At 40.4% G+C, this 26,401-nt stretch carries 23 protein-coding genes; 5 read left to right on the top strand and 18 right to left on the bottom strand.

Annotated features, from left to right (window positions below):
- Positions 1-52: 52 nt before the first annotated feature.
- The 4 genes from A4S05_RS11960 to A4S05_RS11945 all read right to left on the bottom strand — a co-directional run bounded on the left by A4S05_RS11960 (position 53) and on the right by A4S05_RS11945 (position 4,697).
- Positions 53-1,801, bottom strand: coding sequence for an NAD+ synthase (locus A4S05_RS11960; protein ID WP_069070051.1), 1,749 nt, complete (start codon positions 1,799-1,801; stop codon positions 53-55).
- Between the two features lie 94 nt (positions 1,802-1,895).
- Positions 1,896-2,642 carry an NUDIX hydrolase gene (locus tag A4S05_RS11955; RefSeq protein ID WP_069070045.1) on the bottom strand — a complete coding sequence of 249 codons (747 nt, stop codon included), beginning with the start codon at positions 2,640-2,642 and terminating at the stop codon, positions 1,896-1,898.
- Entirely contained in the window at positions 2,603-3,202 is a 600-nt protein-coding gene (locus A4S05_RS11950; RefSeq protein ID WP_069070044.1) for a nicotinate-nucleotide adenylyltransferase, read from the bottom strand. Before A4S05_RS11950 ends, A4S05_RS11955 begins: the two co-directional genes overlap by 40 nt.
- A gap of 79 nt (positions 3,203-3,281) precedes the next feature.
- On the bottom strand, positions 3,282-4,697 hold the full coding sequence (locus A4S05_RS11945) for a nicotinate phosphoribosyltransferase (protein WP_069070043.1): 1,416 nt from the start codon (positions 4,695-4,697) through the stop codon (positions 3,282-3,284).
- Positions 4,698-5,151: 454 nt separating this feature from the next.
- Between A4S05_RS11945 and A4S05_RS11940 the strand changes: the two genes are divergently transcribed.
- On the top strand, positions 5,152-5,304 hold the full coding sequence (locus A4S05_RS11940; RefSeq protein WP_069070042.1) for a nicotinate phosphoribosyltransferase: 153 nt from the start codon (positions 5,152-5,154) through the stop codon (positions 5,302-5,304).
- A gap of 411 nt (positions 5,305-5,715) precedes the next feature.
- Here the strand turns inward: A4S05_RS11940 and A4S05_RS11935 are convergent, their stop codons facing one another.
- The 5 genes from A4S05_RS11935 to A4S05_RS11915 form a co-directional block, all read right to left on the bottom strand.
- Positions 5,716-6,507 (bottom strand): PEP-CTERM sorting domain-containing protein, encoded by a 792-nt coding sequence (locus A4S05_RS11935; protein ID WP_084227088.1) that lies wholly within the window; start codon positions 6,505-6,507, stop codon positions 5,716-5,718.
- Between the two features lie 264 nt (positions 6,508-6,771).
- Positions 6,772-6,978 (bottom strand): transposase, encoded by a 207-nt coding sequence (locus A4S05_RS38850; protein ID WP_256090946.1) that lies wholly within the window; start codon positions 6,976-6,978, stop codon positions 6,772-6,774.
- A 265-nt stretch (positions 6,979-7,243) separates the two neighbouring features.
- Positions 7,244-8,440 carry a glycosyltransferase family 4 protein gene (locus A4S05_RS11925; protein ID WP_370684428.1) on the bottom strand — a complete coding sequence of 399 codons (1,197 nt, stop codon included), beginning with the start codon at positions 8,438-8,440 and terminating at the stop codon, positions 7,244-7,246.
- Entirely contained in the window at positions 8,391-9,284 is an 894-nt protein-coding gene (locus A4S05_RS11920) for an O-antigen ligase family protein (protein ID WP_176726986.1), read from the bottom strand. Before A4S05_RS11920 ends, A4S05_RS11925 begins: the two co-directional genes overlap by 50 nt.
- A gap of 716 nt (positions 9,285-10,000) precedes the next feature.
- Positions 10,001-12,079, bottom strand: coding sequence for a serine/threonine-protein kinase (locus A4S05_RS11915; RefSeq protein WP_069070038.1), 2,079 nt, complete (start codon positions 12,077-12,079; stop codon positions 10,001-10,003).
- A 540-nt stretch (positions 12,080-12,619) separates the two neighbouring features.
- Between A4S05_RS11915 and A4S05_RS11910 the strand changes: the two genes are divergently transcribed.
- Positions 12,620-13,792: a pre-peptidase C-terminal domain-containing protein gene (locus A4S05_RS11910; RefSeq protein ID WP_069070037.1), complete on the top strand. Its 1,173-nt coding sequence runs from the start codon at positions 12,620-12,622 to the stop codon at positions 13,790-13,792.
- Positions 13,793-13,903: 111 nt separating this feature from the next.
- On the opposite strand, the gene A4S05_RS40245 is transcribed toward A4S05_RS11910, so the two are convergent.
- Positions 13,904-14,119 carry a hypothetical protein gene (locus A4S05_RS40245; RefSeq protein ID WP_141699703.1) on the bottom strand — a complete coding sequence of 72 codons (216 nt, stop codon included), beginning with the start codon at positions 14,117-14,119 and terminating at the stop codon, positions 13,904-13,906.
- Between the two features lie 234 nt (positions 14,120-14,353).
- Between A4S05_RS40245 and A4S05_RS11905 the strand changes: the two genes are divergently transcribed.
- On the top strand, positions 14,354-15,613 hold the full coding sequence (locus A4S05_RS11905) for a glycoside hydrolase family 10-like protein (protein WP_069070036.1): 1,260 nt from the start codon (positions 14,354-14,356) through the stop codon (positions 15,611-15,613).
- Positions 15,614-15,766: 153 nt separating this feature from the next.
- On the opposite strand, the gene A4S05_RS11900 is transcribed toward A4S05_RS11905, so the two are convergent.
- The 8 genes from A4S05_RS11900 to A4S05_RS11865 form a co-directional block, all read right to left on the bottom strand.
- Positions 15,767-16,369 carry a hypothetical protein gene (locus A4S05_RS11900; RefSeq protein ID WP_141699702.1) on the bottom strand — a complete coding sequence of 201 codons (603 nt, stop codon included), beginning with the start codon at positions 16,367-16,369 and terminating at the stop codon, positions 15,767-15,769.
- 52 nt (positions 16,370-16,421) lie between these two features.
- Complete coding sequence (locus A4S05_RS11895) at positions 16,422-17,903, bottom strand: site-2 protease family protein (RefSeq protein WP_069070034.1); 1,482 nt, start codon at positions 17,901-17,903, stop codon at positions 16,422-16,424.
- A 598-nt stretch (positions 17,904-18,501) separates the two neighbouring features.
- Positions 18,502-19,524, bottom strand: a complete 1,023-nt coding sequence (locus A4S05_RS11890; protein WP_141699705.1) for a spore photoproduct lyase family protein — start codon at positions 19,522-19,524, stop codon at positions 18,502-18,504.
- A gap of 104 nt (positions 19,525-19,628) precedes the next feature.
- Positions 19,629-19,985, bottom strand: coding sequence for a hypothetical protein (locus tag A4S05_RS11885; RefSeq protein WP_069070032.1), 357 nt, complete (start codon positions 19,983-19,985; stop codon positions 19,629-19,631).
- 237 nt (positions 19,986-20,222) lie between these two features.
- Positions 20,223-21,011: a lipoate--protein ligase family protein gene (locus A4S05_RS11880; protein ID WP_069070031.1), complete on the bottom strand. Its 789-nt coding sequence runs from the start codon at positions 21,009-21,011 to the stop codon at positions 20,223-20,225.
- On the bottom strand, positions 21,008-22,255 hold the full coding sequence (gene coaBC, locus A4S05_RS11875) for a bifunctional phosphopantothenoylcysteine decarboxylase/phosphopantothenate--cysteine ligase CoaBC (RefSeq protein WP_141699701.1): 1,248 nt from the start codon (positions 22,253-22,255) through the stop codon (positions 21,008-21,010). Before coaBC ends, A4S05_RS11880 begins: the two co-directional genes overlap by 4 nt.
- A 104-nt stretch (positions 22,256-22,359) precedes the next feature.
- Positions 22,360-22,572 carry a protein IsiD gene (locus A4S05_RS11870; RefSeq protein ID WP_069070029.1) on the bottom strand — a complete coding sequence of 71 codons (213 nt, stop codon included), beginning with the start codon at positions 22,570-22,572 and terminating at the stop codon, positions 22,360-22,362.
- Between the two features lie 153 nt (positions 22,573-22,725).
- Entirely contained in the window at positions 22,726-23,346 is a 621-nt protein-coding gene (locus tag A4S05_RS11865; protein ID WP_069070028.1) for an alpha/beta hydrolase, read from the bottom strand.
- 318 nt (positions 23,347-23,664) lie between these two features.
- Between A4S05_RS11865 and A4S05_RS11860 the strand changes: the two genes are divergently transcribed.
- Together A4S05_RS11860 and A4S05_RS11855 are read left to right on the top strand one after the other, a co-directional pair.
- Positions 23,665-24,042, top strand: coding sequence for a DUF1823 family protein (locus A4S05_RS11860; protein ID WP_069070027.1), 378 nt, complete (start codon positions 23,665-23,667; stop codon positions 24,040-24,042).
- Positions 24,043-24,618: 576 nt separating this feature from the next.
- Complete coding sequence (locus A4S05_RS11855; RefSeq protein ID WP_069070026.1) at positions 24,619-26,277, top strand: alpha-amylase family glycosyl hydrolase; 1,659 nt, start codon at positions 24,619-24,621, stop codon at positions 26,275-26,277.
- Positions 26,278-26,401: the final 124 nt, after the last annotated feature.

The raw sequence follows: 26,401 nt of genomic DNA, 5'->3' as shown, positions 1-26,401 counted from the left end.
TTTGTATCATTATTAAAGTGAAATGGCATTACTATTAGATACACCACAAAAATTATTTGATTTGCGGATGAGCACCTTGTCCATCCCAACAAACTAAGGTAGGTGTAGCTATGCTTTTAATCTGGTAAGCGTTTTTGACACCAACCCAGTTACTAGCAATTGGCATTCGCCAACCAGTTCCGAAGGCGCGATCGGTGATTTTCAATCCGGGGGGTGCTTGTCGCCGTTTAAATTCAGCCCGCGCCACCATTTGGATTACTCTATCTACAATTACCGAATCGTGACCGGCTGCAACAATTTGCGCTGCTGATTGGTGGTTGTGAATCAGGCGTTGCAAAATATCGTCCAAAATTTCGTAAGGCGGTAGAGAGTCTTGATCAACTTGTCCTGGTTTGAGTTCGGCGCTGGGTGCTTTAGTCAAGACGTTTTGCGGGATGATTTCATTATGGCGATTTAACCAATGACAAAGTGAATACACACGGGTTTTAGGAACATCTGCAATCACTGCTAACCCGCCATTCATATCGCCGTAGAGAGTACAGTAACCCACAGCCATTTCTGACTTGTTACCGGTAGATAAAAGCAGATAGCCAAATTTATTAGCGATCGCCATTAATAAATTACCCCGAATCCGGGATTGTATATTTTCCTCTGCCAGTCCAAACTCAGTACCCGCAAACAAATCGCCTAATGTTTGATCAAAGCCTTGCATTAACTCGCCAATTGGTAAAAGATTAGTCTTAATTCCCAAATTTTCCGCTAATGCCAAAGCATCGCTGATGGAATGCTCCGAACTGTAAGGGGAGGGCATGAGAACACCGAGGACATTTTCTTTACCAAGTGCAGCTGTAGCGATCGCAGCGACTATGGCAGAGTCAATCCCGCCACTTAAACCCAACACTACTTTAGAAAAGCGACACTTACGAGCATAATCTCGCACTCCTAAAACCAAAGCTTGCCAAATTTCTTCATCTTCCGATTCATACATCGGTTCTACAGAACCCAGTTGCAAATCCCGTTGTGTTTCATCAAATTCAACTACTAATAAATCGGTGTCAAACCCACGGGCGCGAGATATAATGTCACCTTGACGATTCAAAGCAAAACTACGTCCATCAAAAATTAGGTCATCATTTCCGCCAACCTGATTAGCATAAATAAACGGTTGTTGAAAACGTACTGCACTATGCCTCAGCATTGTTTCGCGAAACTCTTGCTTGCCGACTGTGTAGGGGGAAGCAGACAAATTTACAATCAAATCTACACCCAGAATTGCTAAGTCAGCAATCGGATTCACTGTATAACTACGTTTGCCCCAAAATTCCTCATCATTCCACAAATCTTCACAAATAGTTACGCCAATATGAATATTATCTAGAGTGAAATAATTAGCTTCCAAACCTGGTTCAAAATAGCGACGTTCATCAAATACATCGTAAGTAGGCAAAAGTCGCTTGTGAAAAATTTGCTTTACCTTGCCATTTTCTAACAGAGCTATGCTGTTAAATAAAGTTTTACCACCACTAATATGTGCCTTGATATTCGGTTCAACAGTTCCTACCAACACAGCTAAATTTGGTGGTAAATCCTGGGCCAAGTTTTGTAAAGTGATACCCATTGCTTCCACAAAACTAGGATTTAGTAATAAATCCCTTGGTGGATAGCCACATAAAGAAAGTTCCGGTGTCAACAACAAACGCGCACCGCTAGATGCTGCGCGTTGTGCCGCCTCCAGTATTTTTTGGGCATTTAAAAGCAAATCACCGATTGTCGGATTAATTTGAGCGATCGCAATCTTCATTTTATTTGTCATTTGTAATTGGTCATTTGTCATTTGTCATTTGTCAAGGGTCAAAATAGGTTACTCAGGACTTTTGACTCTGAAAAGTGATTGATTAAATAAACACCAAGGGTTTATCTTTTAGAGGGGCAAAAGCTTCGGCGTCAAACTTATACAAACTAGCTGGACGACCAGCACCCCGTGATACCTTAATTCCGGTATCGCATAAAAAACCTAACTTGAGTAGACGCGCTCGAAAATTAGAATAATCGGAAAAGTTATCACCTAAAACTGTGGCGTATAACTGATATAAATCATTCAAGGTGAACATTTCTGGCAAGACTTCAAAAGCCACTGGGCTATACTCTAATTTATTTCGTAACCGCCTATGTCCATAAGCCAGAATTTCGTTATGGTCAAAAGCTAATTGCGGCACTTGTTTTACCGGATACCAAGCGATGCCAGTCATGCGATCGGCAATCAATTCGGCTTCTTCAAATCGCACTAGAGCAAAGTAACTAACTGATAAATAACGCACACCATAACTATCAGTTGCTTCCCGTGGATCGCGATTCGGCCCGCCAAAGGTATACAGTTGTTCTAAATAGAGATTGTTGACCTTAATTTTCTCCGCCATAATGCGATAAGCAGCATCTTCTAAAGACTCTCCTGGACGCACTAAAGTACCAGGAAGACTCCAATGATTTAAAAATGGTTCTTGCTGTCGCATTACTAGTAGAACTAACAGCCGATTTTGGGCAGTATCTACAGAAAAAATTACATTATCAACACCAACCTTGAAATCGGCCAAAGGTTGTTGGTTTAACGGAGTTGGTATCTTTTTTTGTGAACGTCCTGGCATTCGTACAAATGCTCTTGATTAATATAGGCAACTACAGGGGCTGTGAGGGCTTGGGGATCTCCATGTTCGCGGTACGCTGTTGAGGAAACATTTAGACCGATCAGACTAGCGATCGCAATCTTCCCTCCCAGCTTTTGCACTACCTCTGAACTAGATTCATCTATTGCATATCCGGGTCGCGGTACAATCAGTAGTTGCACTTCCTGTAACAAATCTTCAATGCGATACCAACGTGGTAGCTGACTCAGTAAATCTGAACCAATAATCAACGTCAATTCAGTGTCTTCACCCCAAATAAGCTTCGCTTTTTCCACTGTTTCCAGTGTTCTAAAGCTACTCAATTCTTGTTCCAAAGCAACATTGTGCCGTGGCGCGTCTATATCCGCAATCAACAATCGCAACATTGCCGCCCGATGTTCTAAGGGTGTTTGATGGGACTTAAATGGATTATCCGCTGCCCAAACTGCTACCCAATCATAACGCTCAGACAACCAACTCAGAATTTTTTGATGTCCCGCAGTTGGTGGATCGGCACTCGTTCCAAACAAAGCAACTCTCATAGTAATTCGTAATGGGCTTCGCCCCGCTTCGCTAACGTAGTTCGTAATTCGTAATTAAGACAGACTGTAAAGAGTACTTTTATTTATGTGTTCTCTGTGCCTCTGCGGTTCGTTTCTTAGTCTCCTCAGTCAACTGTTGCAGTGCGGCAGAAATTTCCACTTGCACCCCCACAGGATGATCCAAACGCCGTGTTTCCTGTGGCAAACTAGCAACTGAGGCGGCGGTACGGTGACGAATTGTTGCCAACGACTCCAACGGCTGCAACCGTTCACCTTCTTGCACTACTAACTGCAACAAAGGTTCTTCTTCTAGAGGACTTTCACTTAAAAGTCCTAACCTGTCTGCTTTTACTTTACCTCCCGTAAACGAGCGAAAAATCTGCTTGCGCCCTGGATAAGTAACCTTACCACTCGACTCCTTCATTACTGGGATGCCATCAATGTCTACAAGTTTATAAACTCCGTTTACGGGCGAACCTGTAACTAGTCGTGTTCCCAGTCCGTAACCATCAATTTCAGCCCCAGCTGCTTTTAATCTGGCAATTTCCCACTCATCCAAGTCACCACTGGCAAAAATTGGCACACCGGGAAGGAGCGATCGCACCTGTTTTGATAAGGTAACTAAATCTCCTGAGTCCAGTCTCACTCCTGTTAATTGCATTTCCCCGGAATTTACTTTTTCGGACAAGCGCTGGGCGGCAGCAACGGTATCGTAAGTATCAATCAACAATGGCGCACCCGGAAAATATCGATGAAATGCACTAAAAGCTTGTTCTTCAGTGCCTTCTATTGCTGATAACGCCATCACTAAGGCGTGTGCCATAGTACCACTTGGCTGTTGTCCTAGTTGTAGCGCTGCTAACACATTGGAGGTGGAATCTAATCCACCTGCCAAGGCCGCCCGCGCCGCCCATAAAGACCCTTGAGGACTAAATGCTCGTCTTGTCCCAAATTCTAAAAGTGTTGCTTTTTCCCCCGCTACGTCCCGCAACCGGGCTGCTTTTGTAGCAATCAAAGTCTGGTAATTAATTGTATTCAGGAGGTAAGTTTCCACTAGTTGGGCTTGCCAAAGAGGTGCTTCCACTCGCAACAGTGGTTGATTGGCAAACACAGCCGTCCCTTCTGGTACTGCCCAAACATCACCCGTGAACTTTCCCTCAGCTAAAAGTGACCAAAAGCGATCGCCAGCTTGAGCAAAAATTCCTGTTGCTTGTAATGCGGCAATTTGCGCGGAACTAAAGCGGATTTTGGCTAAATATTCCAATGCTTGCATCAGCCCCATTGCAATCAAATAACCAAAACCCTCTGGCAATCGCCTGACAGACAATTCAAAGCTTGCCCGTCGTTGTTCTATACCTTCACCTGTGTAACAAGCTGCCATCGTCAACTGGTAAAGGTCTGTCAGTAAGCTGTAGTCATCCGCAGACAGGTTTAATTCCTGATTCTGCTGGCTTTGCTGTTTATGTACATAGCCCAAATCTGGCAAAGTGGTCATGCAAGAGCTTCCTTACAAGATGCTTCTTTTATTTATGGTAATATTTACCATAAATAATGTCAACTCCTGGCAAGTATATTTTCAGAGGTTGCCGTATATCAGTAGATGGATAGGCAAATTAATACTAACTTTATAAAATACTTAATATTTTTTAATAGTAAAAGCTAGCAATAATGTTAATCTGACAGGGCGGCTAATGAAAAGAAACAATATCCTTTAAGAGAAAGTTTATTTACCAGCCTCTTTTCCAGACTGGGGTTGAAAAAATAACTATGTTACAATTAGAATTAGTGAGAAAAGTTTGATTTTTTGACCAGCTAAAGTATTGCGAAGTTATCTGAATAAACATTGCATATATTGTCAATATATTGAGAATTAGAGCCAGCCTTAAATATCAGTATTAAAGTAGAGGTAGCACAATTAAAGCGACTCAAAAATAAGGAGTCCAAATATTATGGCTATTTCCCAAATCATTGCTAACATCACCCAGTATATTTCTGAAGCTGCAATGCGGATTTTTGGCCCTACGGATGATGCTTATCCTGTTATTGGCGTACAACCTTTTACAGGTGAGCCTTATGATAAGCGTACAGCCGATACTTGGTAGGTGCTGATACCGCGTTCAAAAAGAATACAGTAGTCAAAATTCAGAATTTCAGACGAGGTTAATTACCGGGGAATTCAGGCAAACCATATAATTGAAAACCACTAAATTGTAGATTGAGCTACTTACTTAAACCCCTTTATTCAAAAGTAGTGGTGTATTGCAATACGCCACTACTCTAATTCATGAAAGCGATGGAAAACTCCATCCCAAGAGTGGGATGGAGTTTTTTATTTAAATGTTATGTATGCAGAAAAACTGCATTTTTTAGCGATCGCCTGACCTCGTGATGACCCGAAAGGGAAAATGGTTGAAGGAGGCAGGATAGCGCAGCGTTAGCGAGTCCGCGAGCGTCGGGCAGTTTTCCTCCTGCCTCCTGCCCTCTGCCTCCTGCCTTCCTCGATAAAGTCGAGCTTAGGAGAGTTGTCTTTTCTTCGCTTTCAAAACAATACCAAAACCAGCTACCATTAGGGTTCCGAGAATGCTAGCGGGTTCTGGGATAGAAGTTTCATCGATAGGTACTTTGATTCTTAAACTTGCCAAGGTAGCGTTAGTGATGGTCAAGGATGTTACACTGGGCAAACCTGGGATATCAGACTGGAAATCAAAGACTGTGGGAGTTGAACTACCATTGCGATCGCTATATCGCACTCCATATCCACTGACTTCAAAAGTGCCTTGATACTGTTTTCCGGTGTCTGGGTCGATGACAGTACCAGTGTAGAAGGCTTTTGTAAGATTAAATTCATCCTGAACCACTCCTTGAAATGTGGTTCCTGGTAATTGTCCCTGGTAAAGAAAAGCAGTCAACTGACCACCAGAAAGAACCGGCGATGTGAGAACACCATCAAAGGAGACAATTGGAATACCTTTAAAGTCAACAAAGTAATGCAGACTTCCATCAGAGCGTGTTTCTACCTTTAAATAGTCTGACTCGTATACAGGAACATAAATAGGATTATTATTAGTTCCTAAGTTCCGGTAATAAGTTCCAGTGTCATCCGTATCAATCCGAGTAGTACTTTGATTGAAATTGGGATTGTTTCTGGGAAGTTCGATAGTTCCTGATAATGTACCAGTGCTTTGAATTGTGATGAATTGAGCAGCAATTGCACTTGCTCCACTTAAAGCGATCGTCATTGCTGCTAAACAAGTGCTGCTAACAATTGCACAACCTAGCTTAATCCCTGATGAACTTACTTTCATTAACAATTTGCTCCTGGAATTGCCGATGAGAAAACACACCTAATGCGCTGAGATTTATTTAAAAATTTTCTCAGGCACGATTTATTATTCCCAAACTACTAATGAAAGTTTCATCAACAACAAAAAGCCTTATCAATCGCTATTTTTATTCTTGTCTTTGGAGAGTGTATCGAAGACAATGACCTTATTCCCCAATTTTAATTTCATTTCCTGATGAGAAGATGTTTAAATTATTCTAAGGTTTAGCCTGAGCCAGTTCGTAAATTAACGTGAGTTCGATGGAACTAAAAAAGTGCAGGAGGTAGCGTAGGCAAGAGTGAGCTTAAAAGCAAATAAGTCTCCTCTGTCGTTAATAATCAAATGTAGTTTAAAGCCATAATGCCAACCCACGGAATTTTTAACCCATTCAACTAACCCTTCAAAGACTTTATGTGAATGTGCCCGACGGGTAAGGAGGGAAAGTAAATTCAAACCCTTCCCCTTTCCCCCTTAACCGAAAAATATTGGAAACATTACATCATTTTTACTAGTGATAAAATATACCAATAATTAGAGAAAAAATTATTGGTATTAGGATTGGAATAGCAACTATAAGTCCCCACTTACCAAACTTAATTTCCTCACCCTCAGATTTCAAAAATGCAATCCAACCGACAACTCCCATCAAAATCCAAATACACCCAAAAGCAAGAAATATAACGAATACTGAATCGTCCATTTTTCCAAAATATTTATTTTAATTTGCACTAATATCTACAACTAACTTTGTTAACATCGCACGAAAATTGCTAAAATCATAAGATTCAATAGTTTTTTGTTGCAAGTATTCTGGTTGGTAAATTACTGGATTAGAGCAAGTTCCTTGCAGAATTTGAATTAGATTATGGGCAATTTCTTCTACGTTATCAGGATCAACTAAACATCCCAATTTTCCTTCAGCCAAAGGGTCTATAGAACCATCTTGATTACCCGCCAACACAGGTTTACCACAAGCTAAAGCTTCTAGATAAACAATACCAAATCCTTCCCCTTTACTAGGCAAAGCAAAAACATCGCAGAGATTGTAATGAGCGCATAATTCTTCATCTGGTACAAACCCTGGAATAGTGACACAATCTTGTAGATTTAAGTTGGACACTAAAGCATTAATTCGAGGTAAATCATCTCCTTTACCTACAAGAATAAAGTGAACATTAGGCACATAAAAACGGATTTTAACCAAAGCATGAAGGATTTGGTCATAACCCTTATATTTTGCCATACTTCCCATTCGCGTTACTGTTAGAATTACAGGTTGCTCATCCGTTAAATTATATCGTTTGAGTAAGTAGGTTGGTTTAGGATTTATTTTAAATTGACTAGCATCAAACGTATTAGGTAAAATGACTACTTTATCTGGATCAATATCATCATATTTCAGCAAGCGCTGGCGAGTGTAATTACTAACACTAATAATTTTATCTGCTTTTTGTAATGCTAACCTTGTAGCATTATTTTCAATATCCCAAACTTCTAATCCATGAGCAACTACCCAGTAAGGAATCCCAGTCAAAAGTTTTAGAACATAACAAGCAACGGCATAGTTAACATGAGTTGATATGACTATAGTAGGACGTTTAAAAATAGCCAAAACAATTATGTTTGTGGCAAATAAAATGGTTTGTAATAATCTTGGGAAAGAGCCAAAATAATGAAATCTTGTTGAAGGTAAAAATTGCAAGTCTTGCGGCTGTGTTGAATTGTGCTTGTCATACTTGAGAAGCACATCATACTCAGCATCAGGATACACATCTTGTAAAGCTTTCAACAAAAATGTTGAGTAAACTTGGATACCTCCCTTAAAACCAAATATATTCGGAAATATTAAATTGAAATGACGTTTATCAATTGCGGGTTTTTTGAACATTGTAAATAGTTTGAGGTTTTGATTCAATAACAAAATCTTTTTGAGAATTGATAGCTGCTGCCAGAAAATAAAATTCAATAGTTGTAAAAGTATAGTCTTCGGCAAAAAAATCTGGCATTTGAGATGCTAAAAACATCATAATTGGAATGATAGTCACAGGATTAGCATATTTAAGATGAGAAGCTATTCTTACTAAAAAATTAGTAAATAACAATAATCCGATAATTCCTTGTTCTACCAACACATTTAAAAATATATTATGTGCATGATAACCTTTAACTCCAAAAACTTTCACTCCTATATGTTCTGCAAAAACTCCTACACCTATACCAGTAATCGGTCTTTTAATAGTTTCAATAATAGCTGCCTGCCAAAGTGCAAACCTTGACAAAGCTGTTCCTACAGGACTAGGAAGCGCTATTTCGCTGGAATTGTTTACAAATAAATTAATTAAGGGAAATATTTTAATATCTCCCAAACCAATTCTATATGTAGATACGGGTATGGATATGATGCATAAGAGCCATAAGCTCATGATAAAAATCATTTTTCTAATACTAATAATTTTATATATCAATAAAAGAAACATCCCAAAAATAAAAACTAACCAGGCATTTCTGCTAGCAGATAAAGCTAGAGAAATGAGAAAAACAAATTCGCTTATGTACAATTCAAGTTTAGATATATTGTTCTGTTTTTCTAAAATTAGGCTCAAACATAATCCAATGGCGACTATTACCCCAAACTGATTAGGATTTTGCATAATTGAACCAATCTGAGGATAATAACTTGGAAATTTTAATAATTCAAAAATCCAGTGATTGGGGAATAAAGCTTCTAAAAAACCAAAAACTGCAATTACTTGTAGCAAATATAATATACACCGATAGTAAAATATTAAAGATGAGGTTTTTATATTTCTGAAAGTTAGAACTAAAAAAGTAAAAAATAATATAAAGTAAGTAGAATATTTAATGCTATAAAGAATTGCAGTATTGGGAAATTGACTCATGAATGAGGAGAGCCACATCCATAAATACAGTAGACTGATAGATATCAAAATGATTCTATGCTTTCTTAAAACTTCGGGTATATTTTTGGTAGATAAACTGATTATCCCAAAGCTAAATGCAGGAAGTAATAAATAATGAATCCCAATATTTATTCCCGGAAACTTAATCCGCCCTAGAAGTGAAGAAAATAGTATTAGCAGGAAAAATATATTAATCATAACCTTTTAGTTGTGGATATTTTTTGACAACAAAAAACCTATATTCAACCCAAAATCGCAGGTTGAAAGAGAGATTGTGATATTTTTTTAAGCTAATACCAATTTGAAAAAAGAATTGCGACAAATATACCATTTGTAGAGACGCGATTCATCGCGTCTTTACCCAATGATGTGTTGCAATCATTAATTGAATGGGTATAAAATCCTGATCACGTAAAGAATATTATCATAAAACAGTCCTCGCTAATATCATCTCTTGAAGCTACGATTTAGCTGAGGTTTTAGCCAAACTAAATATTATGGGATGGAATGCGAAAAAGTGGACACCTATCTCGAATCTTGGCTATCAGCACTTTTTAATTAATCATCTGCCAAATCTTGAGAATGTTTTCACCACTCCCACCACCAGCAATAGTTTGTCCATCTGGGCTAATGGCAACAGCATAAATATATCCAGAACCCGTCTCTAAAGTGCGGATTTCCTTTCCTGTGACTGGATTCCAAAATTTGATTGTCTTGTCACTACTGCCACTGATAAGGGTGACACCATCTGAACTTTTGCTTGGCAAAAAAGCAACAGAATTAACCTTATCATTATGTCCCTTTAAAGTGTGGATTAACTTTCCGGTCTTCACATTCCACAATTTGATTGTCTTATCTCTACTGCCACTGGCAAGGGTGACGCCATCGGGAGCAAAAGCGACTGAAAGAATTGACTCTGCATTGCCTTCTAAGGTGCGGATTAACTTTCCTGTCTCCACATTCCACAATTTAATTGTCTTGTCCCAACTACCACTAGCGAGGGTTTTGCCATCAGGACTGAAAACTACAGATGGAACACCATTGATATGTCCTTCTAAGGTGCGAATTAACTTTCCTGTCTCTAGATTCCATAATTTGATTTTCATGTCCTTACTAGCACTGCCACTAGCAAGGGTTTTGCCATCAGGACTAAAAGCTACGGCAGTAATTCCGTCGCTATGTCCCTCCAAAGTTCTGATTAACTTTCCTGTCTCCAAATTCCACAGTTTGATTTTCATGTCCGCACTACCACTGGCGAGGGTCTTGCTATCAGGACTGAAGCCTATAGTCCAAATCCAATTGGAATGTCCTTTTAGGGTGCGGATTTCCTGTCCACTTGCCAGATTCCATAGCTTGATTGTCTTATCATCACTGGCACTACCCAGGGTTGTACCATCAGAACTGAAAGCTACGGAATTCACATCGCTGTAATGCCCCTTGAGGGGTTTGGGTAGAAAATAATTCTCCGAGACACTTTTGCTTTTTTGAGACTGAATCGGCTCAGAAATAGGTTCAGGAATAGGCTCAGAATATTCGCTTATTGTATGGGGGCGATTCTGGAAATACCAAACTCCCCCTAATCCCAACGCTAAAATGCTAGAACCTAACAGCAGTTGACTTTTCAGCTTGACATTTGTTTTTGATGAAACGGGCCCTTTGTTTGCTGCGGTGGCTGTAAATGTTGGTGTAAGTATAGTTGGGGGAACTGATGACAATGGTGATAGCTGAGATGTCAAGTCAGTTATGACTTCATCTGCTGATTGGTAACGGTTTTGGATTTCTAGTTGCAACAGCTTATCCAAAACTTCACCCAACTCCATAGATATAAAAACCTCATTCCTACCTGGGTTGGTCAAATATTGCCGCCAAGACGCAACCCAACCATAACCTTGCTTTATCCACAGTTGAGATGGGCGAACCCCAGTCAGTAGATGAAAACAAGTCGCCCCCAAACTGAATAAATCACTGGCTGGATAAGCTTTTCCATCTTGCATCTGCTCAAGTGCAGTGTAACCGTGTGAGCCAATAACAGTGCCCATTTTAGTTTGTACTGTTGCCGTCAGTACTTTGGAAGCCCCAAAATCAATTAGCACTAATCGCCCATCACTTTGACGGCGAATAATATTCTGTGGCTTGATATCCCGGTGAATCACTCCCCGCTGATGGATAAATTTCAGTACCGGCAGTAAATCTAGCAAAAGTTGACGAATCTCTGTTTCGTTATAGGTTCCCCGCATTTCACATTCTTTGAGCAAGTTTTGTCCATCGATAAATTGCTGCACCAAAAATAGATAGTTATTTTGCTCAAAATAAGCCAATAAAGTTGGAATTTGCGGGTGTTCTGCCAGTTCTTGAAGTCGACTAGCTTCTTGTTTAAATAGTTCAACGGCCTTTGTTAATGGCCCAGTTCCCTGAAGTTTTGGTGCGAATTGTTTAACAACACAGCATTCATTGAGTTTGTGTACATCTTTCGCCAGATAGGTTCTACCAAATCCGCCTTCGTCTGACAAAACCTGAGTAGGTCGATAGCGACCTCCCAATAAGGGTATCAATTCCGCTTTACAACTGTGGCAATAGTTGTTTTTGTCAGGATTTAGGGGTTTTTGGCAATCGGGATTCACACAACAGAGCATACTGGGAATCCATTTCAATTGGAGTATATATTCATTTTAAGTCATGCAGTATAATCTCTCTTGTTAGTAAATATCACTTAGACACCATACAAATCCCCAATTTCCTTACCTCATCAGGTATTGAACAATTTAAATAACTTGGAGAAAGTTGTGCTTGAGCGATGCCTTTTGACGAATTGATGGGCGTCTAATTTATTTGTGCTTGAAATTTATTAATCCGGCAGCATCCGGCTCAGTTTTGCACAAATATCTGAGCAAAATTCCGAAAAACAGCAATTTCAGATTGTAGGTCAGTAGATACGTACAAAATTGAGATTTACTCTAGAAGTTTCAATTGAATATATAGTTTTTCTGGCTTAATGGTGACAAAAATTTGGGCTGCATGGTAGGGTGCACATTAAATTGGTGACAGGCAAAGGCTAAATTTTAGTTTAGTCTTCAACATAAGTTAGTTTTATTTGCTGGAAAGAAACAGGAAATGAAAAATTAAATAATTCCATCGCTTAAAAACAAAAAATCAGCAAAATTAGGAGCATAATTATGCTATTAGGAAACCACAAGTATGGTCGCAAATTAAGCCGCATTTTTATTTGTTGCTTGAGTAGTAGTTTTTTGGTCACAAGTAATCTGCTGCCTATCAATGCTTTGGGAAGACCGCAAAATTATCAAGACTTTCTAATTGCTAAATCACCAGATGAGAGACAACCAGAAGCAGTAACGAAAGGAATTGAGCAAATTCCTGCTTCTCAAGCGTCAATATCTCCAAGACCGAAGACATCTGTTGAGTCACCAGTAAAGCAGTCTCCTCGTGTATCGTCTCAGCCAGCAAATTCACAGCCAACATCTAATAGTTCCAGTGCGAACTCAGGGAGACGCCGCCAAGCTAGTTCCAATTCAGGGACACGTCGTCAAGCTAGTTCTAACTCAGGGACACGTCGTCAGGCTAGTTCCAATTCAGGGACACGTCGTCAGGCTAGTGCCAACCGTCCACCAGTTTCTCAACCCGCGACACCTACTTACAAGGAAATAAACTTTGTAGATGTGGCATTGGGTATTCTAAGTAAGGATGACTTTCAATCTCAAGGTAGATATTTTCATTTCTATGAGTTTGAGGGCAGAGAAAATCAATTAGTCCAAATTCGGCTGATTGGTAGTAATGACACACGCAGAACAAATAACTTGAGTTTAAATCCTTTGTTGTTTTTGCACGATCCTGATAATAATATCATCGTCAAAAAAGGCACTTTGGATAAAAATAGTGGTGGCGATGATGCATTCATTTTTGCACGATTACCTGTTACTGGCACTTATAAGATTGCAGTTACTAGCCGAGATGCCGGTGAGATAGGTCGCTATAGTTTGGCTCTGAGGAATGATAGAGCTAGTTATACTTTAGATGAAGCAGGTCAATTAACTGCTAAAAGCTCAACCCTGAAACAAAATGGCGGCGCTTATAATATTTCCAATTTTCAAGGGAGAAAAAATCAGCTTGTTAGTATTCGGGTAGATAGTGTTGATGAAGAATTTTCTCCTTATATAGCTTTGCTAAATTCTCAAGGACAGACGATCGCTATCGATAAAGACAAAGACAAAAATGGTGTGTACACTGGTTTAATTGACCGAGCTAGGTTGCCTGAAGATGATACGTACTATATAGTTGTTACTTCTAAGAATCCACAGGAACGCGGTAGATACAGATTGACTATTTTCTAAGCTCGACTTTATCCAATTACGCGGCATAAACGGCAATGTGCCGCAAACGTTCAAACAAAAGGCGAGGTACTTTTACCATCGTTTATCTCGTTTCCATGCAGAGGGAATGAGTTATGAGGGGCTACTGTCTCTACTCAGACATTGAGTCTCTGACTCAATGAATGGATTCCCAGTCGGAGACTGGGAACGAGGAAAGTCTTGAGATTTAGAGTTATTAGCGATCGCAGGATTCGTCGCATCATAGAGATTAACAAAAAAATGTCTTGTCGGCTTCAAGTAGTTTTCTATCACCTCTGATGCCAAAGCTTTGAAAATGATTGTTCCCATTCTAAAATTGTAATCAGAGTCAGAACTTTCGCAGTGCGATCGCTCGTATTATAATTGACAATCACTAGCTGATAGCTGGGATTGGCAAGGGCAAGATTGACGCTCCCCAGTTTCTAATCCTTGTTTCATGTTTTCTGGTGTATGCACTTCATGACGATTGTTTTAGCGCTTACAATCGAAACGATCGCTATTTATGCCGATCGTTCATAATTTGATGATGTCTGTAACCAAATGATGAAAAGGTTTATAAAGTGGTGTGTTGAGTTTCCTTCTTGGTGGAATATTCGCCAAAGCAGAAAGTCGGGGTTATTTGTCGTTATGCTTACCTTGAGCGTGGTAGCTACGGTAATGCTATCGTTCCCTTTGAACGCTCAAATTAATCTGCCGCCAACGCCCACATCCGAGTTAAGGGGGGTATGGTTAACAAATATTGATAGTGATGTGTTATTTGAGCGCGATCGCCTCAAGGGATCTTTGCAACGCCTTGACGAACTCAATTTTAACACCATATATCCAGCAGTTTGGAATTGGGGATATACATTGTATCCTAGCAAAGTTGCCCAAAAAGTTATCGGGCGATCGCTCGATCCCACACCCGGACTCCAAGGGCGAGATATCCTCAAAGAAATTGTTGATGTAGGACATCAAAAAGGGTTAACAGTGATTCCCTGGTTTGAATTTGGCTTCATGGCACCAGCGGATTCTCTATTAGCTAAAAATCGTCCCCAATGGCTCACCAGTAAGAGTGACGGGACGCGGATTATCAAAGAAGGCACACATAATCGCGTTTGGCTAAATCCCTTTCGCCCAGAAGTACAACAATTTATTCAAGATTTAATCGTTGAAATTGTCAGAAACTACGATATCGATGGCATTCAATTTGATGACCATTTTGGCTTACCATCAGAATTAGGATACGATGCTTATACGGTGGCGCTTTACAAAAAAGAACACCGTGGTAAAGCTCCCTCCAAAAACTCTAAAGATCCAGAATGGGTGCGCTGGAGAGCGAACAAAATCACCGACTTTATGAAACGGGTATTTACAGCTATTAAAGCTACTAAAAAAAATTGCCTAGTTTCCGTTGCACCTAATCCTCAACGTTTTTCCTACGAATACTTTTTAGCAGACTGGCAAAAGTGGGAACGGATGGGAATTGTTGAAGATTTGGTTTTGCAAATCTATCGTGATGATTTGAATGTTTTTGTGAAGGAATTAGAATACCCAGAAGTGAAAGCCGCCAAGAGCCATATTCCGGTGAGTATTGGCATTTTAGCTGGGTTGAAAAATCGGTCTGTACCGATGCAGCAGATTCAGACTCAAGTGCAAAAAGCACGCGATCGCAATTTTGCTGGAGTCTCTTTCTTTTTCTATGAAACCCTCTGGAACATGAGCAAAGAAAAGCCCCAAGAGCGTCAAACTGGCTTCCAGAAAATTTTCCCTACACCAACGGCTTACCCGAATCTGCTAGCAGGTTGGAAACCTTTCAGTTAATTTTCCTCACAAGCTGTCGGTGAACACATCACTTAATTTTAAGTCAAGCTTCACCGACAATCACTTAAGAATCTGTCTTGGAAGGTACTAAACTTTTTTACTAAAAAAGCAACTAGTTGGAAAATACCTGTGTTGTTTCATTTGCAGAGTTAGTTAAATTGGTAATACTTGCGTTGTGTTGGGAGGGCATTTTGCTACACTGTTTATATATTCTGGTTGAGAGGTTACACGCCCATAACTTTCTTTGTTTCGACAGACAATACTTATCATTTTAAGTTGCTTGTCCCCATTCATGCGAACAGCAAAGACCGCTCCAACATACCACCTAATTTCAAAGCCAAACATACCACCGCAGTCGTCTTGAACGGCATAGCTATAAACAGTATCAAGAGTTGTCTGAGAGAAAACTTTAGTATCTGTTTCAGTATAGTACCGATAACATCTTTGTGTTCCAAAAATTGGTGGGAACGAGCCATAGTGAGTTGCTGGTTCGTCAGGAGGTTTAAAAAAGGTTTTGTGCTTTAAGAAGTAGTTATTTTGAGTCTGTACTTTAGATATAATATTTTTTTCTGCTTCTTTCTCCAGTCTTGATATTTGTTTTTCCTGCGCCTCATATTCATTTTCCTTCTCACACCCACCAATAAGGAAAATTAGCATAATAATGCTAAAAAATAATAATTTTAGAGAAAGATATATAAATTGATTACTAGAATTACAAATCGGATTTAATTTTTCTAAGTATCGTATGTGCTTCACTCCTAACTCCTTTACAGACGCGATTAATCGCGTCTGTACTCCTAATTCAGCACTATCCTATTCCTAAACGCCCAGCCAAACCGGGAGTTAGGGGTAGAAGCGTGGTAATCATCAAGAATAGAGCCAAAAGCCCCAAAGCGGCTCTAGCATCATCGGGTTCAGTGACTTCATTCAAGCTGGGGCGTTCTTGATCTCGTTGTAAGAAGAAAATGACGATTCCCCAGTACATGGCAATCATATTACCAAGAGACACTAGCGCCAGTAAAATTAAAGTTGCGATCGTTGCCCGTCCTGCGGTTTTGCGTCCATAAATCGCCTGAACAATGCGGCCACCATCTAGTTGTCCTGCGGGCATTAAGTTCAAAGCCGTGATAATTAACCCCAGCCAACCAATTATCACTAAAGGATGAACACTTACCAGGGATGACTGTAACGCCGAACCAAGGACAACTCTCGCCAAACTTCCCACCAAAATTGACCCTTGAAAAAACTGATTGGGCAATTGAAATAAGCTACCTGGGTGGGAAAGCAGCAAGCCTGTCACCAGCATTAACAAAGAAACGATACCACCTGTGGCTGGCCCTGCCAAGGCGATATCAAATAATACCTTGCGGTTGGGCAACAAAGATTCAAAGCGGGTAATTGCACCAAAAGAGCCAATTTGCACTGCGGGTAGAAAGAAAGGCCAGCTAAGGCGGATTTGGTGACGCCGCGCAAGTAACCAATGACCAATTTCGTGAGCGACTAAAATCGAAAATATCCCAGCACCGATGGGCAAAGCTTCTTGAAACCGCGCTGGATTGCCAAAGAAATCAAAATTCAGTAGTAATCCCGCAGCTTCTAAATTCGTGGCAATAGTTGCTACCAACAGAATACCTGCAAAGACTTTTTGCGATAACTGAAGCGGACGGGGATCATTGCGGCTCGGCAGGACAATCACTACTGGTCTGCCATCTGTATTTTCCACTAAAAACAGGCGATATTGATCACCAAGGCGTTGCCGTAAACTTGCCGTTAGACGGTTGTGAGTCTCTTCTGGTTCTCCCCGCAAATTGCCTTTGAAAATGGCTCCATCTTGGTAGGCGATGGTTTCTGTGGCAAAAAACGTATCGATACCGAAAATACCTTTAATTGCATTCAAGTCATCTTCCGGTATTGGCGGAATCTCCGCTTTTTGTTCTGCTGCTGTTGGTTGTGGGGAATTTGCTTCAATTGAAGAAGCAGCAGCGAGCCTTTCTGTTGCGCGTTGCTTAAGGATGTCATCTTGCCCAGCTGCGCGTAACTGTCTGCCCAAGTAGATGTACAATCCAGCGGAAGTCACTATTAAGAACAATATACCCGCTATATTGATGTAAATCCCTGCGGCAAACAATCCAAAAAACAGGAGCCAGGGAGTCATCAACACCACCGACTGTAACCAGGCTAAGATTCCCAGCTTACCAAAAGGTCTGGCGCGATAAAAGCCCCAGCCCAAAATGCCTAAAGCTAACAGTAGGATTGCCGCCAGGATAGAAGTTTCTGATAAAGTAAACATCTCCAAACCTTTGCTATTGAGACTAAGCCAGAACAAGTCCGGTATTGCAGATACACTTATTAATGTATAACGCCGCCTGTAATCTGCCCAAATTATGCGGCTTTTAGTGGGCGTAGCCAAACCCAGGCGAAGGGTAAAAAATTTCGTAGTCAGGACTTTAGTCCTGGATTTTTAAGCACTGAAGTGCTTACTACGAACTCATCAAAACTTTTGGGACAGACCACTAGATTTTAAAGGTAAGACACCATTTATAAAATGAAAGGGAGTGGGGAGTAGGGAGTGGGGAGTAGGGAAACTAAGCAGCTTTTCATCGGGCGGGGTTTCAACCTACCAAGAGAATTACAAGGATTTTATCGCGCCACTTGCGGGCGAAAGCGCGTAGCGGGACGAAGTACGGCTTTAAACCTAAATCGAGGGCTAATTTCTTCCCCTACTCCCTACTCCCTACTCCCGCGTAAATCTTAAGTAGGGTTAAAGCTAAAGCCCTAACCCACAAGCTTTTGAGCAAACTGAAAAGAGAGCGATCATTCATATAGATGCGATCGCTCTCTTGCCCAATAATTAATTTGCTCAAACTGTATTTGAGCGAAGTGATCTACTAAGTCCAATAAAGAATTTCAGCATTTGGAAAGCGTCTAGTAATCTCACTCTCAAAAAAGCAACGTAACGCCTTCATGGTGTCGCGATCGTAAACGTACTTCGTCCCACCAAACTTATTACGCTTGACACTGCGTTTTGCCTCATCCATCTCTAATTTTGATTGCGGATACCAAGTTTGTAACACTTCTTTTGAACCAGGCGTGAACCGATGGGAAATTAACTCAAAGGTAAGATCACAGTCAAAATCCAGTGCCTCGTTTATCTGGTCAAACACATAACTATAGTGCATCTGCCAATCGTCTATCGGCATAATTGGCGCAATCACCAAGCCTACAGGATATCCGCCACCGCCACGTTCTTGTGGTAACGCCAACCGTCGCAATGCATTAAGTCTGGATGCTACGGATGCTGTGCCACCTTCAAACTTACCAGAAATCGGTGCGGCATTAACGCTCATCCGACAGCGAGTATTCCCATTGTGTGGTAAGTCGAGTAATCCATCCACAGCATCAAATTTCGATACCCAACGTAGATGTGCATTGGTACGAGTGCCAAAGTAACGGATACATTCAGCAAGACTTCCAGTTAAATGCTCAATACCCAATGGATCTGTGTAACAGCTAACTTCAAAACTTGTGGTTTCTCCCTGTTGCTCGTAGTTAGCTAAGTTCTCTAATATCTGCGGTAAGTTGGCAAAAGCGCGGATGACAGGTGGCCCTGACAAGCTACCCGCTAGGTAGCAGTATTGACAATGAGCCGGACAACCTTCGGCAAGGTGAAACTGCCAATCCGCAGAAGGTGGGATCGGACTCAATTTCAAAGAACTGGGTGGTGCAGTAACCACCGCTAAGGTACGCTTGGCGATGTTGTAAGTATCCCGCTCAGATTCACCGCGCAGACCCTTCAGACGGTTCTGTGATAGTTCTTCTATTGGTAAGTTGAGTGACTGCACACGCGCAAGAATCTGCTGCCCCCAATCCTCATCTAAGGCAGCAGGTGTAAACAGTACCCGTTCAGGTATCCACAACTTTGGCGATCTTGTTTGTGTATCTGATACTGAAACCTGGTCTGTAATTGTATTCAGCAATATAGTTCTCCGTTATGAAAGTTTGCTGACTTCTGCAATTAATTTTCAAGGACTTGCTTAAGTCGTCGCTCTAACAAATCAAGATCCAAAGTGCCTTCATCACGGCTAATTCGTCGCACAGTCGAATTAACATTACCTAGATTTACCAATAAATCTTGAAGAATTTCTTGCTGCTGACGGGTTTGAGTAACCTCGCGTGGTTCCTGTACTAAATCACGCACGATGGTATCTTCAGCGCGAGAGGCGATAATTGGATCGCTTTGCCCTTGAATGTGAACAAAGGTTCGTCGCCCTGGGCCTCGCTCCTCTTCTATTGGTATAACTGCTGTTACTTGGTCAGAACGCACATATTTGCCAAATCCCAAATGGACTAGCTCTGATGAGAGTATTTTCATATAGAAGCGTAATTTTTAAGTATTACTTATATTGTAAAATCTATAAAAGTGACTTAAAGCCATAGACCATACGGGTTATACCCAATTGAAAGTAGTAGTTTCCTTTAGCAGCTTTTGGGCTTGTTCTGGGGTGAGATTTGCTCTTATGCTCTTAGCATTTTCATTTGCCCTGCAAAACTACGCTGTACAGCTATTTGACTTAAAAAGAATTGGCTTTCTACGTATTTTCTACATAAGCTAAAGTTTGGGAATAGGCGTTTGCACCTCATAAAGCGATCGCAATTTGAGGATATCTTGCCATTCGAGATCGGTAAATGGTTGGCTAACTAGTTCTATGCCAAAGTACTGTTTTGCCGTCTCTGTCAATGTCTCCACAATCTTTATAATCCAGCCTTCCTCTTCCTGCGTGTTACAAAGCGAGGTATTCCACGGAGCCGGTTGTTCAAAGATTTCTTCAAATAAATCTTTGTCTGTAGACAAGATCATCGAGCCGTGTTGAAGAATTGTATTTCTTCCCTTGCGTTGGGCACTACCAATAAATTTACTTCCATCAGCAGTAACTAAGTCCGCAGCTGTTGCTGTGTTGAAGCAACTGGGATTGTGAATGTAACCTCGTCCAGCGGAACCATAATTTAACTCAATACCCAAAGTTTGCCAGCCTTGGATCAAAAAGTTACAGATTTTTTCATAAGTACCCCAGCTTTTTCCATTACTAGCTGAGGTAATCAGGGCGTAGCTTAAATCTCCTTGGTGGAGAACAGCTCTACCTCCCGTTGGACGACGAACTAGTTTGAGTGCCTGTCCCTGGTAAATCAGATTATGCCACTGGGCGGGCCATTGTTTTTGCAGATGTCCCAAGGAAAGAGCATAGGGATACCAAGTATAAAAACGCAGGGTAGGTGAGTGTTGTCCCTTTTCACATTGGTTGAACAACCAAGCATCGATCGCCATTTGCACTCCTCCTGATGTCTGAAGCATTGGGATGAAACGCCAGTTGGATGGTGATTCGGTTGCTAGTTCTTTCATCTGTTTCGGACTGTGGAAAGAAAATCAAATAACTGATGCGCCATTTCTAATTTAGAACAAGGTGCAATTTCTACCTGATTTCCTTGACTATCTAAAAATATCGCTTGATTATTATCGCTACCAAAACCACTATTAGGTTGATCGATGGGGTTAGCAACGATCGCATCTAATTTTTTATTTTGTAATTTCTCTAATGCGGGCTTGACAATATCTCCAGTTTGTGCTGCAAAACCAACTAATATCTGATGTGGCTGTTTAAGTTGTGCTAATTGGGCGACTATATCCGGTACAGATTCCAGGGGTAAAGTTTGGGGAAGCGATCGCTTGGGTAATTTTTCTGTACTATAATCTCGTGGCTTCACATCTGCCACGGCTGCTGACATCACAATGATATCAGCGTTGGGTAAACACTCCACCATCACGTGCTGCATTTGCTCTGCACTAATAACGGGAATCCCTTGTACTCCTAATGGTACATCCCAATTAGCTGGGCCATATACTAGGGTGACGTTTGCGCCTCGGTGAAATGCTGCTTGCGCTAAAGCTAATCCCATTTTACCTGTGGAAGGATTGCCAATAAACCGCACTGGGTCAAGATACTCTCGCGTTCCCCCAGCACTAATTAACACTCGTTTACCTACTAAATCTCGTTTACCTTGAGTGTGTAACAACGATTGGATGTGAGCGAATATTTCTGGAGGTTCTGCTAATCTACCAGCACCGATGCGATCGCACGCTAATAATCCTGATGCTGTATTCATCCCATGATATCGGCTATCGATCAATAGCTGTTGCCAATTTCGCTGCACTGATAGCTGTTCCCACATATCCGTATTCATTGCGGGTGCTAACAGCACAGGACAAGTAGAAGCCAGCACGGTATTTGTGAGTAAATTATCCGCCATCCCGTAGGCTAACTTGGCTAATGTATTAGCTGTCAAAGGAGCAATTACCATGACATCTGCCCATTCACCCAACTCAATATGCAACGGACGAGAGTGAATTGGTTTCCAGAAATCATCATCGGTGTAGGCGGGATGACGAGATAGAGTGGCTATTGTCAGAGGTGTGATAAATTCTTGTGCTGAACGGGTGAGGATAACTCTAACCTCCACCCCAGTTTTAAACAGCGTCGAAACCAATTCACAGATTTTGTAGGCGGCGATACCGCCACCTACACCTATTAGAACCCTGTTAAATTTTGGATTTTGGATTTTGGATTTTGGATTTAAGGGAGATTGCATTGGCAATTTTGGATTAAGCAAGTGATACATTAACCCTAATCATTGATTGTAGCCAGTTGACTTCAATCTAAAATCTAAAATATAAAATCTAAAATCTAAAATTGCTACGCTTCATCGTAGGGTTCCAAGTCTAAAAGGTAGATATAGGGTTCAACTAACTCTGGACGCTGAAATGCGATCGCTCGCAATAGATGCCAATCATTTAAACCCTCAAAAGCATTACTATAATTGTCTAGCTCCAAACGTGTAGCCAGTTCTTCTACCTCTGCCGCAGTTATGGCAGCAATTTCTTTCCTGGAAATGCTTAGAGTTGTCATAATGTTTGCCCCTCCCTTATGCAGCACGCACTTTCAGCATGGGTTAAGTTGCGCTGAACGCAGCCACCCTATATATATTACTCATTAGAGGTGATTCATTTCGTGAGATTTTTAGCATTTATACCAGAATTTATAAAAAATTCGTAATTCTGACTAGCCAATTAGATTTACAACGAAATTCCGTAGCACCTCTAACGTTTGTGGATTTATTTCATGCCCCATGTCAAATTCGTGATATTCCACCGCCACTCCTAGAGACTCTACAGCTTCTCGTGCCTTCAAAGCAGCTTTTAGGGGTACAACTTCATCATATCTCCCGTGGCTGATTAAAATCGGTGAAATCCCACTTTTAGCTGCTGTTAGGGCATCAGGATGTAAATACCCACTCATGACAGCTAAACCTGCTAGGGGTAATTTTGATCCGACATCTAAAGTCATTGCCCCACCTTGAGAAAATCCACATAAAATGGTGCGTGATAAAGGTACACCAGTGGTACTTTCTAAAGATTCCAAAAAATCTGTTAGAAGTTGCCGACTTTCTGCCAATCCTTCATACATATTCTCCACCCGCAGGTCATACCATGCCCTCCCTACAGGGGAATAGGGATAAGGATAAGGTGCATTGGGTAATACAAACTGGTAATCAGGTAAGTTGAGCAAGGGTAACAATGATGCTACATCCTCAGCATTAGCTCCCCAACCATGCAAAGTAACAATTAAACCTGCGGGGGGTTGAGAAGTGGCTCTAGGAACGGTAAAAACTTGTAAAGACAGAGGTTTACTCCTAAAATTTTACTCTTTTAATAAATCCTATCTCTTCAAGCAGACTTAGTATTTAGCTAATTTCCTGCTTGCCAAAGGAGGAGAATAGAAATGTAATTCTTCTTTATACTTCTGTTTCCAGAGAATACCACGTTCTTTTACAGGTCGCCGACGACTGCCTGTAACTCCATCATAATGATGATCATAAAAATAAAATTATCCCGATCTTTGGGATTCTAGCAAGGTAGTGATAAAGTATTTTTTACTACCTACTAATTGTTGTAAATTTAATTAATAGTCAGTTTTCCTACTTGTAATTTTGAACTTTTTATGTCTAAACTGCCGCCACTCAATACAGAAACAATTTGGGCAATTCTTGAAGAGAAATTTGATGATGCCACAGTTAATCAGTTGCTATGGCATTATTTAGGCTATCGCTATGACTTTGCAACTGCACAATGGGACGCTAGCCAAGTTTCGCCAGAATGGCAGAATGAGTACCCACAACCACCAAATTTTATTGAATCTCGCCCCGCAACAGTTAAGTTGACTCGTTCCATTCCTGCTGAAAATAAACAAATGTTAAAACAAAAACTGGGCTTCAAAGGTTATAAGATTGGTGAATTTGGGCCTCGGCAAACTCGTAGAGCAACAGCGGCGAATTGGTTATTAAGTTATCTGCAACAAACTAACGGCGAAATTGAGTAATCTGACCAGCAGATATGTGGCAAAAAATATCCTATTTTTAATGACTATATCAATCCAATTTGATTGGGTGAAAAACTCCAAGTCTATTATGTAGGGTTAAGGCTTCTGTAACGTACCACCCGAAGTTTTGGTGCGTAGCCTACGGTATAACACAACGCCAGTTGCCACACAGATAGCACAGCTTTAGCGAGTAATGGAGCGTCGGTAACTTCCGCAAAATACTGGCTCCCATTTGTGTATTTAAAAAATCAAATATGAACCTTATATCTACCATATTAGAGTTTAATAAAAAACTATTTATTTAGTTACTTAACTTTTACAATTATATGTAACAGGTGTTTAAGAATACTAGTTTTATAGGCAAAATATAAAATACAATAAATCTGTATTTTAGTCAATCAAGAAGTGTTGCAAACAGCCAAAATCAAAAAAACATAGTTAACTTTTATAAAGATTTTATCAATTATTCCTGAAGATAGAAGCACTGCTGATCTAATTATTTCTCTAGAGCGATTTGCAAATTCAATTGAGCATCAGAGAATATTCCTATCAACCCTTGATATTACAAACACTTCTATGGCAAAGCCAATTGAATTTAATTTATTTGCACCTTATAACAAAGGAGCCTCATTAATTGGTTCTTTTTCTGATTGGCAAGAAATTCCAATGGAAAAAGGTGATGATGGTTATTTTCGTACAAGTGTTGAACTAGAAGATGGCGATTATAAATATAAATTTCGCGTTCAATCAAATTCATGGTTTTTTGAACCAGAACAATGGGTTGAGGTTACAGACCCTTATGCAACTGATATAGATGAACTGAGTGGGAAAGATGATGGTGTTATCCACATCAAAGATGGGCAAAGGATTACTGATACATACGTTTGGCAACATGATGATAAACCTTTACCTGCTGACCACGAATTAGTAATTTATGAATTGCATGTTGGTGACTTTTCTGGTGGTGAGGATGATCCTTATGCACGAGGTAAGTACAAACATGTCATTGAAAAGTTAGATTATTTGTGTGAACTGGGAATCAACGCTATTGAGTTGATGCCGCTTAAAGAATATCCTGGTGATTATAGCTGGGGTTATAATCCACGTCATTTCTTTGCAACAGAATCAAGTTATGGTTCTACTGCTGGGTTGAAAAAATTGATTGACGAGTGTCATGGAAGAGGCATTCGTGTAATTATTGACGGTATTTATAACCACTCAGAAGCATCTGCTCCCTTAACACAAATTGACCACGATTATTGGTATCATCATGAACCTCGTGATCCTGATAATAACTGGGGACCTGAGTTTAATTATGAACATTATGACGAAAAATTAGAGATTCATCCAGCGCGGGAATTTATTGGTAATACAATTCGTTTCTGGATTGAGGAATATCATCTTGATGGTATTCGCTATGATGCAGCGAGGCAAATTTCTAACTACGACTTCATGTACTGGATTGTTCAGGAAGCCAAAAAAACTGCTGGTGCAAAACCTTTTTATAATGTTGCTGAACACATTCCTGAAACTACCAGCATTACTAATGTAGATGGCCCAATGGATGGTTGCTGGCATGACAGTTTTTATCACTGCATTCTAGAACATATCTGCGGTGATACATTTGATTTAGAGCGTCTCAAAGATGTTATTGACTGCAAGCGCCAAGGCTTCTTGGGTGCTACCAATGTAGTAAATTACCTCACCAATCATGACCATAACCATGTGATGGTTGAATTAGGAAACCGTGAGATTTTTAACGAAGAAGCCTTTAGGCGGGCTAAATTAGGAGTAGCCATCCTCATGACTGCTGTTGGCGTACCTTTGATTTGGATGGGAGAAGAATTTGGCGAGTACAAACCTAAACAACCTGAATCATCAAAAATCGATTGGACACTGTTAGGTAATGACCTCAATCGTAGTTTATTTGAATCATACAAAGGCTTAACCAACCTTCGTAAAAGTAATCATGCACTTTACACAGAAAATATTGACTTTATCCACGAAAATGCCGATGCAAAAGTATTAGCTTATACTCGTTGGAATGATGAAGGTTCTCGTGTAGTTGTAATAGCAAATTTCTCAGAAAACTTCCTCGCTGGCTATCATGTTCCTAACTTTCCTAGTGCTGGTACATGGCATGAATGGACAGGCAATTATGATGTCGAATCTGGTGATGATGGAATCATAACTGACTTGGGGCCATACGAAGCTAAAGTATTTGTATGGCAGTAAAAATATACACTACAACTCAATCAGTAGTCCAATAGCAAATAAAAAAGGGGAAAATATTTCCCCTTTTTCATTTATTATCTTAATCGTCTACAGTCTAATTAGAAATTTGTCAAGCATAAAAAAG

Origin of the sequence: Nostoc sp. KVJ20 (assembly GCF_001712795.1) — a bacterium.
Lineage (GTDB): Bacteria > Cyanobacteriota > Cyanobacteriia > Cyanobacteriales > Nostocaceae > Nostoc.
Note: the sequence above shows the minus strand (reverse complement) of the source record. Positions and strands in the feature narration are given on the sequence as shown.

Bases quoted from the DNA above. Each gene is read 5' to 3' on its own strand.
- A4S05_RS11960 (WP_069070051.1), bottom strand. From the start codon at position 1,801: ATGAAGATTGCGATCGCTCAAATTAATCCGACAATCGGTGATTTGCTT.
- A4S05_RS11955 (WP_069070045.1), bottom strand. From the start codon at position 2,642: ATGCCAGGACGTTCACAAAAAAAGATACCAACTCCGTTAAACCAACAA.
- A4S05_RS11950 (WP_069070044.1), bottom strand. From the start codon at position 3,202: ATGAGAGTTGCTTTGTTTGGAACGAGTGCCGATCCACCAACTGCGGGA.
- A4S05_RS11945 (WP_069070043.1), bottom strand. From the start codon at position 4,697: ATGACCACTTTGCCAGATTTGGGCTATGTACATAAACAGCAAAGCCAG.
- A4S05_RS11940 (WP_069070042.1), top strand. From the start codon at position 5,152: ATGGCTATTTCCCAAATCATTGCTAACATCACCCAGTATATTTCTGAA.
- A4S05_RS11935 (WP_084227088.1), bottom strand. From the start codon at position 6,507: ATGAAAGTAAGTTCATCAGGGATTAAGCTAGGTTGTGCAATTGTTAGC.
- A4S05_RS11915 (WP_069070038.1), bottom strand. From the start codon at position 12,079: ATGCTCTGTTGTGTGAATCCCGATTGCCAAAAACCCCTAAATCCTGAC.
- A4S05_RS11910 (WP_069070037.1), top strand. From the start codon at position 12,620: ATGCTATTAGGAAACCACAAGTATGGTCGCAAATTAAGCCGCATTTTT.
- A4S05_RS40245 (WP_141699703.1), bottom strand. From the start codon at position 14,119: ATGGGAACAATCATTTTCAAAGCTTTGGCATCAGAGGTGATAGAAAAC.
- A4S05_RS11905 (WP_069070036.1), top strand. From the start codon at position 14,354: ATGAAAAGGTTTATAAAGTGGTGTGTTGAGTTTCCTTCTTGGTGGAAT.
- A4S05_RS11895 (WP_069070034.1), bottom strand. From the start codon at position 17,903: ATGTTTACTTTATCAGAAACTTCTATCCTGGCGGCAATCCTACTGTTA.
- A4S05_RS11885 (WP_069070032.1), bottom strand. From the start codon at position 19,985: ATGAAAATACTCTCATCAGAGCTAGTCCATTTGGGATTTGGCAAATAT.
- A4S05_RS11880 (WP_069070031.1), bottom strand. From the start codon at position 21,011: ATGAAAGAACTAGCAACCGAATCACCATCCAACTGGCGTTTCATCCCA.
- coaBC (WP_141699701.1), bottom strand. From the start codon at position 22,255: ATGCAATCTCCCTTAAATCCAAAATCCAAAATCCAAAATCCAAAATTT.
- A4S05_RS11870 (WP_069070029.1), bottom strand. From the start codon at position 22,572: ATGACAACTCTAAGCATTTCCAGGAAAGAAATTGCTGCCATAACTGCG.
- A4S05_RS11860 (WP_069070027.1), top strand. From the start codon at position 23,665: ATGTCTAAACTGCCGCCACTCAATACAGAAACAATTTGGGCAATTCTT.
- A4S05_RS11855 (WP_069070026.1), top strand. From the start codon at position 24,619: ATGGCAAAGCCAATTGAATTTAATTTATTTGCACCTTATAACAAAGGA.